General features: G+C 34.0%; 17 protein-coding genes. 7 read left to right on the top strand and 10 right to left on the bottom strand.

Translation table 11 applies throughout. The features are described from left to right. The first annotated feature begins 150 nt into the window (after positions 1–150). Genes KA830_RS04610 through KA830_RS04600 form a run of 3 tightly spaced genes read left to right on the top strand, consistent with a single transcriptional unit; the run spans position 151 to position 3,845 of the window. Positions 151–1,746, top strand: coding sequence for a xylulokinase (locus KA830_RS04610; protein ID WP_204180501.1), 1,596 nt, complete (start codon positions 151–153; stop codon positions 1,744–1,746). Positions 1,747–1,795: 49 nt separating this feature from the next. Continuing rightward, the gene (locus KA830_RS04605) at positions 1,796–3,043 is read left to right on the top strand and encodes an MFS transporter (protein ID WP_046207283.1); all 1,248 of its coding nucleotides are present in this window, start codon (positions 1,796–1,798) and stop codon (positions 3,041–3,043) included. Positions 3,044–3,062: 19 nt separating this feature from the next. After that, positions 3,063–3,845 carry an SDR family NAD(P)-dependent oxidoreductase gene (locus tag KA830_RS04600; protein ID WP_210134084.1) on the top strand — a complete coding sequence of 261 codons (783 nt, stop codon included), beginning with the start codon at positions 3,063–3,065 and terminating at the stop codon, positions 3,843–3,845. Positions 3,846–4,024: 179 nt separating this feature from the next. On the opposite strand, the gene KA830_RS04595 is transcribed toward KA830_RS04600, so the two are convergent. The 6 genes from KA830_RS04595 to pta all read right to left on the bottom strand — a co-directional run bounded on the left by KA830_RS04595 (position 4,025) and on the right by pta (position 10,157). Continuing rightward, entirely contained in the window at positions 4,025–4,363 is a 339-nt protein-coding gene (locus KA830_RS04595) for a YuzB family protein (protein ID WP_064209587.1), read from the bottom strand. Between the two features lie 425 nt (positions 4,364–4,788). After that, the gene (locus tag KA830_RS04590) at positions 4,789–5,865 is read right to left on the bottom strand and encodes a phosphomevalonate kinase (protein WP_046207280.1); all 1,077 of its coding nucleotides are present in this window, start codon (positions 5,863–5,865) and stop codon (positions 4,789–4,791) included. Positions 5,866–5,877: 12 nt separating this feature from the next. Further along, on the bottom strand, positions 5,878–6,861 hold the full coding sequence (mvaD, locus tag KA830_RS04585) for a diphosphomevalonate decarboxylase (RefSeq protein ID WP_204180503.1): 984 nt from the start codon (positions 6,859–6,861) through the stop codon (positions 5,878–5,880). A gap of 4 nt (positions 6,862–6,865) precedes the next feature. Beyond that, on the bottom strand, positions 6,866–7,789 hold the full coding sequence (mvk, locus tag KA830_RS04580; RefSeq protein WP_204180504.1) for a mevalonate kinase: 924 nt from the start codon (positions 7,787–7,789) through the stop codon (positions 6,866–6,868). 542 nt (positions 7,790–8,331) lie between these two features. Continuing rightward, on the bottom strand, positions 8,332–9,171 hold the full coding sequence (locus KA830_RS04575; protein WP_070038936.1) for a lipoate--protein ligase family protein: 840 nt from the start codon (positions 9,169–9,171) through the stop codon (positions 8,332–8,334). Then, entirely contained in the window at positions 9,171–10,157 is a 987-nt protein-coding gene (pta, locus tag KA830_RS04570; RefSeq protein ID WP_046207276.1) for a phosphate acetyltransferase, read from the bottom strand. The genes KA830_RS04575 and pta overlap by 1 nt, the downstream gene beginning before the upstream one ends. A 171-nt stretch (positions 10,158–10,328) precedes the next feature. Between pta and hemQ the strand changes: the two genes are divergently transcribed. The 3 genes from hemQ (at position 10,329) to KA830_RS04555 (ending at position 13,062) form a co-directional block, all read left to right on the top strand. Beyond that, entirely contained in the window at positions 10,329–11,078 is a 750-nt protein-coding gene (gene hemQ, locus KA830_RS04565; RefSeq protein ID WP_046207275.1) for a hydrogen peroxide-dependent heme synthase, read from the top strand. A gap of 746 nt (positions 11,079–11,824) precedes the next feature. After that, complete coding sequence (locus tag KA830_RS04560) at positions 11,825–12,598, top strand: threonine/serine exporter family protein (RefSeq protein ID WP_046207274.1); 774 nt, start codon at positions 11,825–11,827, stop codon at positions 12,596–12,598. An 11-nt stretch (positions 12,599–12,609) separates the two neighbouring features. After that, a complete protein-coding gene (locus tag KA830_RS04555) occupies positions 12,610–13,062 on the top strand; it encodes a threonine/serine exporter family protein (RefSeq protein ID WP_046207273.1) in 453 nt (150 codons plus the stop codon). A 202-nt stretch (positions 13,063–13,264) separates the two neighbouring features. On the opposite strand, the gene KA830_RS04550 is transcribed toward KA830_RS04555, so the two are convergent. From KA830_RS04550 to KA830_RS04535, 4 genes are all read right to left on the bottom strand, one after another. Beyond that, positions 13,265–14,755, bottom strand: a complete 1,491-nt coding sequence (locus KA830_RS04550) for an APC family permease (RefSeq protein WP_046207272.1) — start codon at positions 14,753–14,755, stop codon at positions 13,265–13,267. 63 nt (positions 14,756–14,818) lie between these two features. Then, positions 14,819–15,181 (bottom strand): DUF423 domain-containing protein, encoded by a 363-nt coding sequence (locus tag KA830_RS04545; RefSeq protein ID WP_046207271.1) that lies wholly within the window; start codon positions 15,179–15,181, stop codon positions 14,819–14,821. A 24-nt stretch (positions 15,182–15,205) separates the two neighbouring features. Further along, positions 15,206–15,577: a DUF5327 family protein gene (locus KA830_RS04540; protein ID WP_046207270.1), complete on the bottom strand. Its 372-nt coding sequence runs from the start codon at positions 15,575–15,577 to the stop codon at positions 15,206–15,208. A 5-nt stretch (positions 15,578–15,582) separates the two neighbouring features. Beyond that, positions 15,583–16,248 carry a uracil-DNA glycosylase gene (locus KA830_RS04535; protein WP_256277550.1) on the bottom strand — a complete coding sequence of 222 codons (666 nt, stop codon included), beginning with the start codon at positions 16,246–16,248 and terminating at the stop codon, positions 15,583–15,585. Between the two features lie 244 nt (positions 16,249–16,492). Here KA830_RS04535 and thiD point away from each other — a divergent pair, with 244 nt between their 5' ends. Further along, on the top strand, positions 16,493–17,323 hold the full coding sequence (gene thiD / locus KA830_RS04530) for a bifunctional hydroxymethylpyrimidine kinase/phosphomethylpyrimidine kinase (RefSeq protein ID WP_204180505.1): 831 nt from the start codon (positions 16,493–16,495) through the stop codon (positions 17,321–17,323). Positions 17,324–17,348: the final 25 nt, after the last annotated feature.

Below are 17,348 nucleotides of genomic sequence, written 5' to 3'. Positions count from 1 at the left end.
AAATAAATTTAAATAATATTATTAATTTATAGTTATAATTTATCACATGAACTAAATGTATAATAATCTTTAATTGACTTTTCATAATTTTTAAATTAATATTCATTTTTGATAACGTTTACATTATTTTTTAAGTAAAGGAGCAACAAAATGGAAAGTGATGATATCAAGCACTTGATTGAATCAGGTCAACTATCTGTAGGCATTGAATTAGGCTCTACGCGTATAAAGACCATTGCTATCGCACCTAATTGCGAAACAATTGCAACAGGTTCTTTTGAATGGGAGAACAAATATGAAAATGGTTATTGGACTTATTCCATTAATGATGTATGGGTAGGCATTCAAAAAAGTTATGCTGAAATGTCACAATCAATTAAGGATAACTATCATGTTCAAATTAAATCCTTAGCTTCTCTAGGAATTAGTGGTATGATGCATGGTTACTTAGCATTTGATGACAATGATGATTTATTAGTACCTTTCAGAACTTGGCGCAATAACAATGCGAATAAAGCAGCAAAATTGTTACGCGAAGATTTTAAAGTAAATATACCAGAACGCTGGAGCATCGCTCAGCTGTTCCAATCAGCAATAGATGACGAAGCACACGTCAAACAAGTTAGTTATCTAACTACCCTAGCTGGTTATGTTCATTGGTATTTAACAGATAAAAAAGTATTAGGTATTGGAGACGCATCTGGTATGTTCCCAGTTGACAGCGAACGTAAGCAATTCCGTCAAGATCTATTAAAACGTTTTAATACATTATTTCAAAATTTAGGTTACTCGCAAGACATTAACGATATGTTACCAAATGTCATTGTAGCTGGAGAAATTGCTGGTTACTTAACAAAAACAGGCGCTAAACTCATCGACCCAAATGGTGAACTGGAACCAGGGTGTCCAATGTGTGCACCAGAATCAGATGCTGCAACAGGCATGGTGGCAACGAATAGCGTAGCACCAAAAACCGGAAATGTTTCTGCAGGAACCAGTATATTTTCAATGATTGTACTAGAGAAACCGATTACTTATGTTTATCCTGAAGTAGACATTGTAACTACACCTGATGGTTATGATGTTGCGATGATACATGCTAATAATTGTACATCTGATATCAATGCTTGGGTTCATTTGTTTGAAGAAGTCTTCCAACTCATGAATGTAAAATATGATAAAAATGAACTTTTTACCAAGTTATTTGAAAGCGCTTTTAATGGAGATGAAGACTTAGGAAAATTATTATCTTATGGCTATATCTCCGGAGAATTCATAACGGATGTCAATCAAGGTTATCCGATGTTCCTACGTCACGTTGATAGTGAATTCAATATTGAAAACTTTATGAAAACACATATTTTTAGTGCCTTTAGTACTTTGAAAATTGGTATTGATTTATTAAAAGAAAATGAAGATATTCAAATTGATAGCATGCTAGGCCACGGTGGTATTTTTAAAACAGACAAAATTGCACAATCCTATTTAGCTGCAGCATTAGAAACACCAGTCAGTGTTATGAAAACTGCTAGTGAAGGTGGCGCATGGGGTATCGCAATATTATCCCGTTATTTACTAGAAAATCAGTATACAAATTTGGCCAATTACTTAAACGTTAAAGCTTTTGATAATACTGACCAAATCACTTTAAACCCTAAATCTCAAGATGTTGAAAGTTTTAGAAATTATATTCAAAAATTTAAAACATTATTACCTCTCCAACGACAGATAGATGAGTATATTTAAAGTCGATTAACATTTTAGAAATCATATTTAAAGATTAGGAGAGATTTTTGTGAATACACTAAGTACAGATAGCTCTAAGCAATTTTTAGGCTTACCGTTAACTTTAATTTGGGGTTATATCGCAGTAGCTATTTTCATGACTGGTGATGGTATTGAACAAGCTTTTTTATCAAAATATATTGTTAGTCTTGGGTTTGAAGCACATCAAGCATCCGCAGTCTTAACACTTTATGGTCTTATTGTAGCAGTTGCATCTTGGCTTTCCGGTATTTTGGCTGAAATTTTTAGCCCGAGAAAAATAATGGCATTTGCGTTTATCATTTGGATTATTTTTCATATCGGTTTTTTAACTTTAGGGTTAGAGCAACATAGCTATCCAATGATGTTAATTATGTATGGTATTAGAGGCTTTGCCTATCCGATGTTTATCTATAGCTTCGTCGTCTGGATTACATATTCAGCTCCAAAACATCGTCTAGCTTCAGCTATGGGCTGGTTCTGGGCAATGTATTCCGTGGGTATCGGGTTTTTAGGAACCTATCTACCTAGTTTTACAATACCTTGGATTGGATTTATGGGAACATTATGGTCTTCCATAATATTCATTTTAATCGGTGGTTTAATGGCCATGTTTTTAGTTAAAGATAGAAAAGGCTCTGAGAAAGAATCCGATAGATTAACGCCCAAAGAGATATTACTTGAATTCGCTAAAGGTATAACCATTTTAAAAAATCCTCAAGTTGCTATTGCTTGCGTAGTTAGAATCATTAACCAATTAGCCTTGTTTGGTCTTGTCGTTATCATGCCAATCGTATTCACTGATACCGTAGGATTTACTACATCAGAATGGTTGCGAATTTGGGGATTAATGTATATCGTAACTATTTTTACTAACCTATTTTGGGGTGTGGTTGGCGATAAAATCGGATGGGTACGACAAGTGCGGTGGTTTGGCTGTATGGGAATGGTGATTTCTACATTAGCATTTTACTATTTGCCAATCTCGACTGGACCCAACATTTGGGTTGCTGGTGCAGTAGCGATTGTATTTGGTTTTGCTGTCGCGGCATTTGTACCGATGTCAGCCATTTTCCCCATTTTAGAACCAAATCATAAAGGGGCAGCGGTTTCTATTCATAATTTATCTGCTGGCTTAAGCAACTTTGTCGGACCAGCTATCGCAACGTTAACCGTACCGATAGGAGGTCCTGTATTAACTATTTGGACATATGCAATTATTTATTTCATAGGATTTATACTAACTTTCTTTATGAAAGTTAACCAACCAAATCATTAAAAAGGACAGGAGTTTTAACATGACAAATATATTAGAACAATTTAAATTAGATGGAAAAGTAGCAATTGTAACAGGAGGCGCGATGGGCTTAGGCAAAGCCATGGCTACTGCATTAGCACAAGCTGGTGCTAACATCGTTATCGCTGACATTAATGAAGCGGTAGCTAATGATACTGCACAAGAAATTCGTGAAACTGAAAGCGTAGAAGCGATCGCTCTAAAAGTAGATGTTACAAATCCAGATGCTGTAAATCAAATGGTCGAAGAAGTTACAAAACAATTTAATAAAATTGATATTTTAGTTAATAATGCTGGCATGACGATTAATGCAAAAGCTGAAGAAATGTCATTTGAAGATTGGAATAAAGTTATAAATTTAAATCTGAACGGCATTTTCTTAGTTGCACAATCCGTTGGACGTGTAATGATTAAACAAGGCTATGGTTCTATCATTAATACATCCTCTATGTCAGGACTAATTGCTAATAAACCTCAAGAACAATGTTCGTACAATGCTTCCAAAGCTGGTGTCATCATGTTGACGAAAAGTTTAGCTATGGAATGGTCAAAATACAATATTAAAGTAAATACAATTGCCCCGGGTTATATGAAAACAGAACTTACGAAACCCTTCTTTGATCAAGGTGGATCAATGATTGAAGACTGGATGGGATTCACACCTATGGGCAGACCAGGCACACCAAATGAACTTGGTGGTATCGTTGTATATCTTGCATCTGATGCATCTTCATTTGCACAAGGTAGTGTCTTCACAATTGATGGTGGTTACACAGCACTATAAACATTAATAACATATAATGGTCTAGTTTCAATAATATATTAAATTAAAAAACACTTTTGCTCAATGCACATACAATATGTCGACATGAACAAAAGTGTTTTTTTATATTCATTAGTACAAAAATGATTAAACTGCATTGTGCAATTCAATCATTTCATATGTGTCACCTTGAGTGTCTTTCACTTACTTTTCTTCTTAGCTAATTTTTCTTTCAGTTTGCGATCTTGTTCTTCCTTACGTCGTTTACGTTCCTCATTGCGTTTTCTAAGGCGCTCTTCCTCTTCAGGATCTCTAGGTTTTTGCAACTGTTTTTCAATTTTTTCCATAAGCTCATCTTCAGTTAAGGCTGCTAATGGGCGATTATTAACAAATGCAAAAGTTTTACGTCGACCAGGACCACAATACGATTGACAACCTATTTCTATTTCTGCATGAGGATCTAATTTTGTCAGTTTTTTCTGTAAAGATTTACAATTAACGCCCTGACAATCATCGCAGATTAAAAATTTATTTTGCAAAATCAATCCCCTCATCTTTCCAAACGTGAATGATTCACTCATTTTACTGATAAATTATGTGAAATATGCGCTCAATTTCCTATCAAAGCCACATCAATATATTTATAACGATAAATTACAACTCTAATTATTTTACTCTATTTTAAATTTTTTTCAAGTTATGCCCCATTAGATCTAAAAGTTGTGTATGAAAACATAGCATTTAACGTTCATGATACTACTTTTTTCTATATACTTTTCTGTCTGATTTTTATAAATCAATCAAAAATCGGCTGGACAAATCAATTGTCACAGCCGTGTCGCTTCTCAATTTATTATTACGATAGTATAACTTATATATGAGTTTCAACTCAACTAAAGCATTATCCCTGCTCATCCTTGCTAGGATTAGACAACGCAACATTTAAAAATTATTTTTCCTAAGCTTATTGTCCATGATAGATACTAAACTCTAACGGTTTCACTTCATTTTCTAGCCATTCTTTATAAATTGATTGTTTATCAACTTCATTATTAATGATTGTGATACCACAGTCACCGCCACCAGCGCCTGATGTTTTAGCAGCACCACCATATTTTTCAGCTACAGAGCATAACACTTTCAAATGTGCAGTTTCAATATCAATCGTAGCCTCATTATCCATGGATTGAATAATTTCACGATTCATCCGGATCATTTGCTGTACACCTTTGATATGATTCGTTTTAAAGGCATGAATTAATTTTTCTACGCAAGCATGTGAACGTTCTAAAAATTTCCCGTAAAATGTAGGGTCAGATTTCAAACGTTTCACTTCACTCACTAAGTGATGTGAAGAGGCAGGCGATCCTGTCCAACCAATTAAGACTTCCATATTTTCTGGTGGTTGTAGTGGCTCAATATGTAAACCTGGCCAGTTTTTATTTAGTACTTCGTTGACAGAGGTATCTTCAATTTGTTGTGAAACCCACTCATGATCAAATGTACTATAAGCAAGCCAACCTGTGTATACACTAACTGCGATATCTCCACAAGAACTCAAACTTTGCAATTTCATATTTGCAATCACTGCAAGTTTATAAATATAAAGATTTGATAAATGCATCTCATAAAATTCATTTAAAGCTTTTACTACAGATACAAGTACTGCTGCACTTGAACCTAAACCGTATTTATGACCATTTGCGTCATCTAGATTACTATCTATCGTTAAATTAAAATGTTTTAGGTCAATGTGATTACTACTCACAAATTGCTCAAAAACTTCTATAGCTGTGATGACGTATTTTAATTGCTTTGCTGCATATAAATCAGATAAGACTATCTTATCTTCTTCTCTTTGAAATGTAACTGGCTCATGATGTAATGTCTTTGAGTGGATTGTACCTTCTGAAGCATTAGAGTCTTCAATGGAAGCCGTTACAAATCTATTAACAGCTATTAACACAGATTTATACCCAGGTTCAGTAACAGCATATTCACCTGCAATATAGAGCTTACCTGGCGCTTTTACTTGAATCATGTTATCTCTTCCTTACTCAATAATTTCAACACCTGTACGTGTAATGTCACTTGCAATAATTTGATCATCATTAAATGATTTTTTCAGTGCATCAATGACTACCTGTTGATTTTTCTTTTCTACTAAAATTTTAACGTTGGGTCCTGCATCCATTGTGAAATAACAAGGGTAACCAGCTTCGCGACATTGATGTACAATATCCATAGCTAAATAACTATCTTCTACCATATATGTAAAAGGAGGCTGTGAACCTAAATTTGTTGCATGCATCCTCAAGCCATTCTCTTCAATAACTTCTCCTAAATACTTAAAATCTTTGTCTTTAATCGCATGCTTAACTGACGCTATGTCTTCATCTACATGATCTAACCAGTATTGGTAAAAACGAGATGTATCACGCGTATGTGACATACCAGCACGACTAGAAACTTTTTTTGTTTGATTATTGATCACGACAAATATCATTGACAAATCATCTTCCCAGTGATCTGCATCAATCGGGAAACTATATGATGATGCATCATCATGACCTTTTTCCCACTCTACAAAACCGCCATAGATACTTCTAGAAGCTGATCCTGATCCTCTTCGAGCAAGTCTAGATAATGCTTTACCCGTTAATCCAAGTTTTAAAGCTTCATTACATGCTGCTGCTAATGCGGCATAAGCACTTGCTGATGAGGCTAAACCTGCAGCTGTTGGTACGAAATTATCACTTTCGATATGCGCATACATAGATGTTTTACCCAGTTCTCTAACAATATCCATAAAACGACGAATTTTAGTTGCTTCAGCATCATCTACTGTTTGTCCATTTAAAATCAATAAATCTTTAGTATATTGTTCAGAAAAAGTTACTTTAGTCTCTGTATAAAACCGATCTAATGTTACCGACAAGCTATTATTCATTGGAATAATATAGGCTTCATCAGCTTTCCCCCAATATTTAATCAGTGCAATATTTGTATGTGCACGTGCTTTGCCACTACTAACCACCTTACTAACCTCCTAAATATTCAATCCATGTATGATGTGCACCTAACGATTGTGCACTTTCCACAATTTTTTCAGCCGTTTCTAAAGTAGAAGCTAGAACAATCATACTTCCGCCTCTACCTCCTCCAGTTAATTTACCAGCTATAGCACCTTGCTCTTTACTAACCTCTAACAATTGCTCAATTTTTTCATGACTAACAGTGAGTGTTCTTAAATTCTCTTGACACAAATTAAATACCATAGCAAGTTGTTCAAAGTTATGGTGTTCGATAGAATCTCGCGCCTCATGTACCAATTTGCCGATATGTTCGACAAAGCTAAGGTATCCACCATCTGCTTTACATAAATTATGTACGTCTTCTACTGCTTGTTTTGTTGAACCACGAATACCAGTGTCTATCACAACCATATACCCATTTAAATCTAAAGGCTTTAATGTAGTAACCTTTCCTTTTTGAAACCAAACTGGCTTGTTAGATACTATGGTTTGTGTATCTATCCCACTGGGTTTGCCATGCGCAATACGTTCTGCCCAATTCGCTTCTTCTATCAAAACCGCATCTGTTAATGGTTTATTTATATAATCGAAACTCGCACGTACAAATGCGACTGCCATTGCAGCACTTGATCCTAGGCCTCTTGATGGTGGTAAGTTCGTATCTATAGAAACTTTGATGGGTGTTGCAATATCATATTTATCAATAAACCTCGTTATTACTGATTTTAAGTGTTCAGGTGCGTAAACCAATTCACCATCATACACTTCACTTTTAATATAGGAAGACTCTGATGCATTTAAAGACTCAATTAATGCACTCACTCTCCCTGTCGTAAATGGAATCGCAATTGCAGGCTCTCCAAATGTCACCGCGTGCTCACCTATTAAAATCACCTTGCCATTCGCTTCCCCATAACCTTGTTGTGCCATATTTTCAATCACCTTTAGTATTTTCTTTAAATTTAAATAATATATGCTTTGCACCGCGATTTTTATTAATCTCAATTTCATTCCTAGTTATCTTAACATTTCCCGGGAAATTTTGTGTTTAATAGCATTTCGCTATAGTATTCATGCTTTTCATTTTTAATCAAGCAACCATTACGTGCATTTTTACACAACTCAATCGATTTTCACACAAATCAAAGTATATTATCTCACAAATTTCATATATTGGCATACGTCTCGTGACATAGTTTTTTAATTTGTATCAAAATTGAACGAAATGAGCAAAAAGTTAATACCTGCTACTAATTATAAACAATACTTATTTATTATAAAACGCGATGACCTATTATTCAAAAACTTCACTTTATTTTATTAATTTATTTTTGATTTTTAACGTATACTTTCACTATATTACTTATTTAATTACTATAATTCAACAAATTATAGTCATCTTTCCATTATGCAATTATAAATAAAAAGACTAAAAACGAATACATTATATTGTATCGTTTCTAGTCTTTGTCTCATTCGTCCATTTTTTGATTAACTTTAGCATTTCGTTCAATCATCTTGTCAAAATAACCTTCATATCGTTGCCACTCATCATCCGTAATGTCTTCCATCGTCAAATTGGCGCCTAAATCTTTTAACGCATATAGTAACTGGAACATCACATCTTGAACTGTTAATGTTCTGCCTAATAATTGCGATAAAGATGCCATGCATTGAGGGTCAATATCTGGGTATTCAAATTTAGTACGCTCGCCTTGTAATGCGCGTTCATAAAATGCTTTCATCAATGCAGCGCGTTCACTGCCATCGCCTTCAACGCATAGATATACTTGTACAGCTATGCCACCTCGAACACGTCTTTGCGAAATACCGGCAAATTTCTTTCCATTTATACTTAAATCAAATTTCCCTGGACAATATGATTGTTCAATCTCATAGGTCTCAATTTCAACATCATCGTCTTCAAACATTTTCGACACTAATAAGTACATGACTGAAAATGCTTCATCAATTGTAATATCATGCTTGCCTTTAAAAATAAGTGAAATATTGAGTACACCTTGGTCTAATACAACACCTAGACCACCCGAGTTTCTCACAATCGCATTATACCCTCGTTCTTCAGTTAAATAGCGAATACCATCTTGCAAGTGCGGTAATCTTGAATCATGGATACCTAAAATAATTGTATGTTGATGTATCCAAGTACGTACCACACTGCTTGATAAATTTTTGCCTACACTTTCTGACAAAGTATCGTCAAATGCAAATGACTGCATCGGTGCTAAACCAGAAGAATGATCTACATAACGCCAAGTGGCACTATTAAAGTACTTACTTGCTAAATCCATTATTGTAATGTTTGTGCAGCAGTGATGATTGATAAATTATACACGTCTTCTATTGAACAACCACGAGATAAATCATTTACTGGTGAATTAAGACCTTGTAATACCGGGCCTACCGCATCATAACCACCAAGGCGTTGTGCGATTTTATATCCAATATTACCCGCTTCTAAACTTGGGAAAATAAATACATTTGCATCGCCTTGAATTTGTGCATCCGGTGCCTTTTTCTTAGCAACTTCAGGTACAATTGCTGCATCAAATTGGAATTCTCCATCAATAACCACATCTTTAAGTTGATCAGTTTCAACCTTTTCTTGTGCTAACGCTACCGCATTGGAAACTTTTTCAACATCATCCGATTTTGCAGAACCTTTTGTTGAAAAACTTAACATTGCTACACGTGGAGACATGCCAAAACTTTGAGCAGATTTTGCACTTTCTACTGCAATTTCCGCTAAATCTTGTGCTTCTAATGTAGGATTAATCGCACAATCACCAAAGATATATTGTTCTTCACCTTTGATCATAAAGAATATACCTGATGTTTTAGTTACACCTGGTTTTGTTTTTATAATTTGTAGGGCTGGACGAACGGTATCACCTGTAGAGTGCGCAGCACCACTTACTAAACCTTCAGCTTTACCAGTATATACTAGCATCGTACCAAAGTAATTTACGTCTTTTAACATTTCTTGAGCTTGGGCTTCAGTTGCTTTCCCTTTACGACGTTCAACAAAAGCTGTCACTAACTCTTGTTTCAAATCACTCGTTTCAGGATCGATAATTTCTAAGTTTGAAATATCTAAACCTTTGTCTTTAGCTAACGCATTAACATTTGCTTCATTACCTAATAAAACTGGTGTTACATAATCTGTACTTTGTAATTGTGTTGCCGCAGTTAATACGCGTTCATCTTCTCCTTCAGGTAAAACAATTTTCACATTTTTTCCTGACAATTTCTCTTGTAATACATCTAATAAAGACATATGGGCCTCCTCAAATTTTTAATACTATTATTTTTTCCATTACTATTATACGTCATTTTTTTATAGAATTCCATGTCACCAATTTGTAATCATTTACTTATGTTTTACAGTTACCTTTATGATAGAATTTTCAGTGTAGATATAGAATTATTTATAAAGGAGCGATTCAATATGCCACAAGCGCCAGAAACTTTAGATGGTTGGTATAGTTTACATTTATTATATGCTATAGATTGGGCTAGTTTACGTCTAGTCCCAGAAAATGAACGTCAAACGTTAGTTGAAGAGTTGCAATCATTTTTAGATAAACACAAAGAAGCACGTACGAACCATGTCGGCGATCACGCATTTTATAATATTACTGGTCAAAAAGCAGATATTCTTTTATGGGCATTACGTCCTGAATTAAAAGATTTAAATGCTTTTGAAAATGAATTTAACAAATTGAAAATCACTGACTTTTTAATTCCGACATACTCATATGTTTCGATTATTGAACTCGGCAATTATTTAGCAGGAAAATCTGACGAAGATCCATACGAAAATCCACATATCAAACCGAGATTATATCCAGAATTACCTCAATCCGAATATATTTGTTTCTATCCTATGGACAAACGTCGTAATGAAACTTATAACTGGTATATGTTGCCATTAGAAGAAAGACAAGAACTAATGTACAATCACGGTAAAATCGGTCGTCAATATGCTGGTAAAATCAAACAATTTATCACAGGCTCTATGGGCTTTGATGATTTCGAATGGGGTGTCACGCTATTTGCAGATGACCCACTTCAATTTAAAAAAATTGTTTCTGAAATGAGATTTGACGAAACGACGGCACGTTACGGTGATTTCGGCAGTTTCTATGTGGGTAACATTATCACCAAAGATAGTTTACCAACACTTTTTGAAATATAATTTATCACTATATTTTAACTAATGTTGTTTTTAATACAAATTACAATCTTTCTTGTTTTAGAGTATAATTTTATTTTTTATAAACTATGATCAACCCCTTCATTTAATAATGGAGGGGCTTTTTATATATCATTTTTTGCATTCATATATAACTACAATTACGTCTCAAACGTATATATTTTAGACGCACTGCCATTTATATTTTGCACTTTTAGGTACAATCACAATAAATCATTCAATACCTATGTTTGAATTTGACTACTAAATCTCAAAAGATAGCTATTATCATAAGTTACATGTATTAGTCGCTCTAACTTTCTACTTCGTTTGATTTGGCGGTTCGCATGCTCCTCGCATGCATAAGTCGCTCTAACTTTCTACTTCGTAGAAAGTAGAGCGACTAAAAAAAGGCACACTTGAAATAAAACAAGTGTGCCTGTCTGAATGTAGTGTGTTTGGGAGAACTTTAATCACTACTTAATTTTAAGGGTCAACTGTTAAATATTGTCGCTACTCAATATTTTGTAACAGTCAACTAATACTATTTTAACCTATTTGAAATATTTGAAACATATTTGCATTGCTAAAGTTGTATAAAACTCATTTTTTTAAAACACAATATGTGTCTTTTTACCCAACATATCATTTGAATAAAGTGTTACAATAAAAAATATTAACTTACTTATATATCCCATGAAAATACAGTTACGAATAGTTTAGTTAAATAAAATATAATTGGTGATTAAATGACAAGAAATGTTCAATACTCAGAAAATTATGAAGAAAAAATAGCAAAAGATGTCATAATCCTCGCTGGCAGAATCTTACTTGAGTCTGGGGCAGAAGGTTCGCGTGTAGAAGATACAATGACGCGTATTGCTTTCACGTTAGGTTATACAGAAAGTAATAGTTTTGTTACAAATACAGTCATTAATTTTATGTTACATAATGAATCTTATCCAAGAATTTATAGAATACGAACTAGAGACACCAATCTACATCGTATATCAAGAACCAATCGCGTTTCTAGACAACTTTCCGAAGGGACGCTATCAGTTGAAGACGCATATCAAGAATTACAAAAAATATATCATGAACAAAGCATTAATCATGATTTATTTTTTAAATTTATTGCCGCTGCGATTATCTCAATCAGTTTTCTATATTTACAAGGTGGTTATTTAGTGGATGTATTCACTGCACTCGTTGCAGGTGCTTTAGGGTATCTAGTTGTAGAACTTTTGAATAGAAATTTACACACTAAATTCATTCCAGAATTTATGGGGGCTCTCGTTATTGGAGCAGTGGCAGTGTTTGGAAATGCCATCATACAAGGTGGCTCTATTTCAACAATTATTATATCAGCTGTGATGCCAATCGTACCTGGTGTTTTAATTACAAATGCAATTCAAGATTTATTTAGCGGGCACATGTTAATGTTTACTACTAAATCATTAGAAGCCCTAGTAACTGCCTTTGGTATTGGTGCAGGTGTCGGTACAATACTTATTATTTCTTAGGAGCAATGCTTATGTTTTGGATTTTAAATTTAATATTTAGTTATACCGCTTCACTCTTCTTCGGTATTATATTTGATGTTCCAAAATATTTATATAATGCTGTTGGAATTGTTGGTGCATGTGGTTGGATGGTTTATACATTGTTTTATGATGGTCTTGAACTTCATACAATTTATTCAAGCTTCTTTGGAAGTCTAGCATTGGGTTTACTTAGTCATGTAATGGCTCGCTATAAAAAAGAACCAGTGATTCTATTTATGGTACCAGGTATTATACCATTGGTGCCTGGAGGATTAGCCTTTGACGCTACTAAAAATCTTATTTTGTTAGACTTTAGTAAAGCTATTAACACGATGCTAGAAGTAACGCTAATTGCCGGCGCAATCGCTTTAGGCTTATTATTTGCTGATCAAATATCTAAACTCATCGTTTCTGGCACAAAATTTAGCAAAAAACACATATGAGCATTGAACATAAAAAATCTGAGGATCTTTAAAGTCCTCAGATTTTTTGTATTAAATATCATTATTTGATTTTAAAAACTCCTATCAATATGAACTTAAAGTCCACTGCTATTGATAGGAGTCGTTTCATATTCAAAATTTTTCAGAAAATCCGTTTCCAATGATTTATATGTTTATTTCATAAATAATCAATGATTAACTTCTATTTATGTGTTTGGTTCGTCACTTTATTCTCATTAATCAGATTCACTACTTCATCTTCAGAACGATTTAATATCAATTTACTTAGTTTATCATTATCCATTTGTTTTAATTTAGGATAACGAATTACGAAAAAGATTAATCCTATAATTAACCAACCAAATAATGCAATATAAGATGGCATTGATAGTCCAGCTGGTGAAACAGGAATTAATAATAGTAATAAGAAAACAAATGATACTACTGTACCTATAATCGCAAATGTCTTATATACCGGACCATAAGTGTTACTTGTTTTGTCATAGCTAAATAAACGCGCTGCTGATAAACATGTAATAAAGTAAGCGATTGAAACACCTGTAGATGACATATCAACGATCCATGTCAATGCTGTACGACCTAACCAAGGTGCAATCAATGTGATAGCTACAAGGAATATGATTGCCACATATGGTGTTTTATATTTACTATGCAGTTTACTAAATACTGAAGGCATAATACCTGAACGTCCCATTGAGAATAATAGACGACTTGAACTCATTAAAAATCCATTTAAACCAGTAAAAATACCCATGATAATAGCAATCGCTAAAATTGCTAAACCTATATAGCCGAATGCACCACTCGTGACGGCACCTGTTAACCATAATTGCCCGTTCAAACTCGTTTCTGAGCTACTTAGCCAGCCTGTATATAAAATCATTAACACATATGTGAATGCTGCTGCTAACAAACTATACACAATCAGTTTAAACGTTTTATTTGGAGAAAAATCAAATTCTTCGGCAGTTTGTGGGATATTATCAAAACCTACATAAGCCCACGGTGCTACTGCAACTATCATTACAATTGATGTAAGCCAGCCTTTTTCTTTGTTCGCTAATGGTTGTAAATTTTCCAATGAAAAATTATTACCAAAGAACGAGCCGAAAAATAGCAGTAAGATTGTAATGACCATTGCCACACAGAAATAAAATTGTAGTGAGCCTGAAACACTCGTGCCCTTAATCGCAATAAACATAAATACAATCAATAACAATGATGCAATTAATATTTCGGTAATATAAACATCCCATCCTGCGATGGTATATAATTTACCTGTTTCTAAAACATCAGGTAATAAAAATTTAATTAATAAACTGAATGCAGTTGCGTTTAAGGCTACCACACAAATATAACCAAAAGTTAAAAACCAAGATGAGAAAAAACTTACGTATCTACCAAAACCTAAAAAGCTAAACGCAAAAGCCCCACCAGAAACTGGGAAGCGTTCAACAAGTGCGCCGTAGCTTACCGCAATTAAAATCATTAATAATGCGCCAATGACAATACCTATAGCTGCTGGAATAGGTCCAGATTGACCAATCCAATCACCAGGTAAAATAAATGCACCCCAGCCGATACATGAACCATAGGCAATTGCCCAAACAAATTTCTCAGATAAGTTTTGTTTTAAATCTCCTCTATCTACTTTCCTATCATTTTTTCCCATAAATAAAATTCACCTCATGGGATGTATTATACCCCTAAGATGAATTCTATAACAATTATAAATTTATAATTTAATCGTACCAATCACTAACATTAACCAACCTATAATAAATAAAATACCTCCAATTGGTGTAATTGCTCCAAGTATACGAATTTGAGTTAATGCTAAAATATATAGCGAACCACTGAAAAATACAATACCTAAGAATAATAGCCATCCTGCCCAATTCACATTAATTGACGTTGTACCACTTATAATCCCAATTAATAGTAAACCAAGGCCGTGATACATTTGATAAGTAGTTGCTTTTTCCCATACGGATAAATATTTATCCGATAACTTACCTTCCAAACCATGCGCGCCAAATGCACCAGTACCAACAGCCATTAAAGCATTTAAAGCACCGAGAATAATAAATAATTTCATAAAAATTAACCTCTCTTTCTTGAATTAAAAATCAAATATTGAATCTCCATTACCAATTTCATCATCTGTTACCAATTTATTAGCATTTAGTGAAGTATTAGCATTTGCAAATTTTGTCGATGAGGCAGGTACTTTTCCGCCCATTGCTTGAATTTCTTCTGCTGAGATGCCTTGCTTCTTACTTGCAGCAGTTTGTTCTACATTTCGAGATGATTTGAATGAATCAGATACTGAATACGTATTATCTTTAAAATGATGTGTGTTATTTGAACTATTTACGAGTGACGTTAGTGTATGAATGGCATAGATATGCTTTTCAAATTCTGCATCATTTTTAGCTTCATCTGCTTGAACTAATTCTTGCTCAATAAGTTGAATAATTTTCTCTTTTTCCATTTATTTTACAACCCACTTTCACACCAGTTTATAGGTTCAATACCATTTTTTTGTAAATATGCATTTGTTAATGAATACGGTTTTGAACCGAAAAATCCGCGATATGCAGATAATGGGCTTGGATGTGGTGATTTAATAATATGATGTTTCGCTGTGTCAATCAGTTTTATTTTTTGTTGTGCAGGCTTACCCCACAATATAAACACAACATTACTCAAATTTTCTGAAACTGTTTTAATGACTTCATCCGTAAAAGTTTCCCACCCTATATCTCTGTGAGAATGCGCTTCTCCTTGTCGGACTGTCAAAACAGTATTTAATAATAAAACGCCTTCTCTTGCCCAATCTTGTAAATGTGGTGACTTTCTTACACAACCGATATCGTCTTCAAGTTCTTTATACATGTTTCTTAATGAAGGCGGAAATTTAGCATTTGGTTGCACAGAAAATGCTAAACCGTGTGCTTGATTTGGTCCGTGATAAGGATCTTGACCTAAGATAACAACTTTCACTTTTTCAAAAGGCGTTAAATCAAAAGCCTGATAAATATTTTCCCTATCTGGATATACTATCTTTGTCGTATATTCATTTTCTAAAAAATTATGCATTTCAGTAAAATCATGTTCTGTAGTAATTTTATGAAAAACATCCGACCATTCCATATCGCTCACCTCGATTAATATAGTAACATAAAGCACTACTTGCTCGCTCGTGTGATTAGTAGTACTCACTTTATCATAAACACAATTAAAATGAATATATTTTATTTCATTTTAATATGTATCAGTAATAGAATCAAAAGGATATACTAATTTATTCATCATTGTAACCTTATTACATTGTAAACGTCATGATTTAGAATAGTCGACAAACGTGGTATGATATATATAAAAGCATATTTAGGAGTGAAAATTAATGGCATTGAAAAAAACTTTAACCATTGCTGGTTCAGATACAAGTGCTGGCGCAGGCATGCAAGCAGATTTAAAAACATTCCAAGAGTTAGGAACATACGGTATTGTTACATTAACATCAATTGTAACAATGGATAAAGAATCTTGGTCTCATGATGTTACGCCAATTCCATTCGATGTTTTTGAAAAACAATTAGAAACAGCTATATCAATCGGTCCAGATGCAGTGAAGACGGGCATGCTAGGGACACAAGAAATTATCAAACGTGCCGGCGAAGCATATGTTGAATCTGGTGCGAACTACTTTGTAGTAGATCCAGTTATGGTATGCAAAGGAGAAAATGAAGTTTTAAATCCTGGCAATACTGATGCAATGATTGAATATTTGTTACCAAAAGCTACAGTCGTAACACCGAATTTATTCGAAGCTGGTCAACTTGCAAACCTCGGCACTTTAAAATCAATAGACGATATGAAAAAAGCTGCTGATATCATTCATCAACAAGGTGCACAACACGTTATAATTAAAGGTGGTAAAGCGTTAGATCAAGATAAATCTTATGACTTATACTATGATGGGGAAAACTACTATCAACTAACTACTGATATGTTCCAACAAAGTTATAATCACGGCGCTGGTTGTACATTTGCCGCAGCAACTACTGCATATTTAGCAAATGGCAAATCTCCAAAAGAAGCCGTCATCGCTGCTAAAGCATTTGTTGCATCTGCAATTAAAAACGGTTGGAAAATGAACGACTTCGTCGGTCCTGTTGACCACGGTGCCTATAATTGTATAGAACACATCGATGTCGTAGTTACAGAAGTTTAATCAAATATAAACTAAGCGCACGTCC

This window comes from Staphylococcus sp. GDY8P119P (genome assembly GCF_017892075.1).
Taxonomy (GTDB): Bacteria; Bacillota; Bacilli; order Staphylococcales; family Staphylococcaceae; genus Staphylococcus; species Staphylococcus ureilyticus.
Note: the sequence above shows the minus strand (reverse complement) of the source record. Positions and strands in the feature narration are given on the sequence as shown.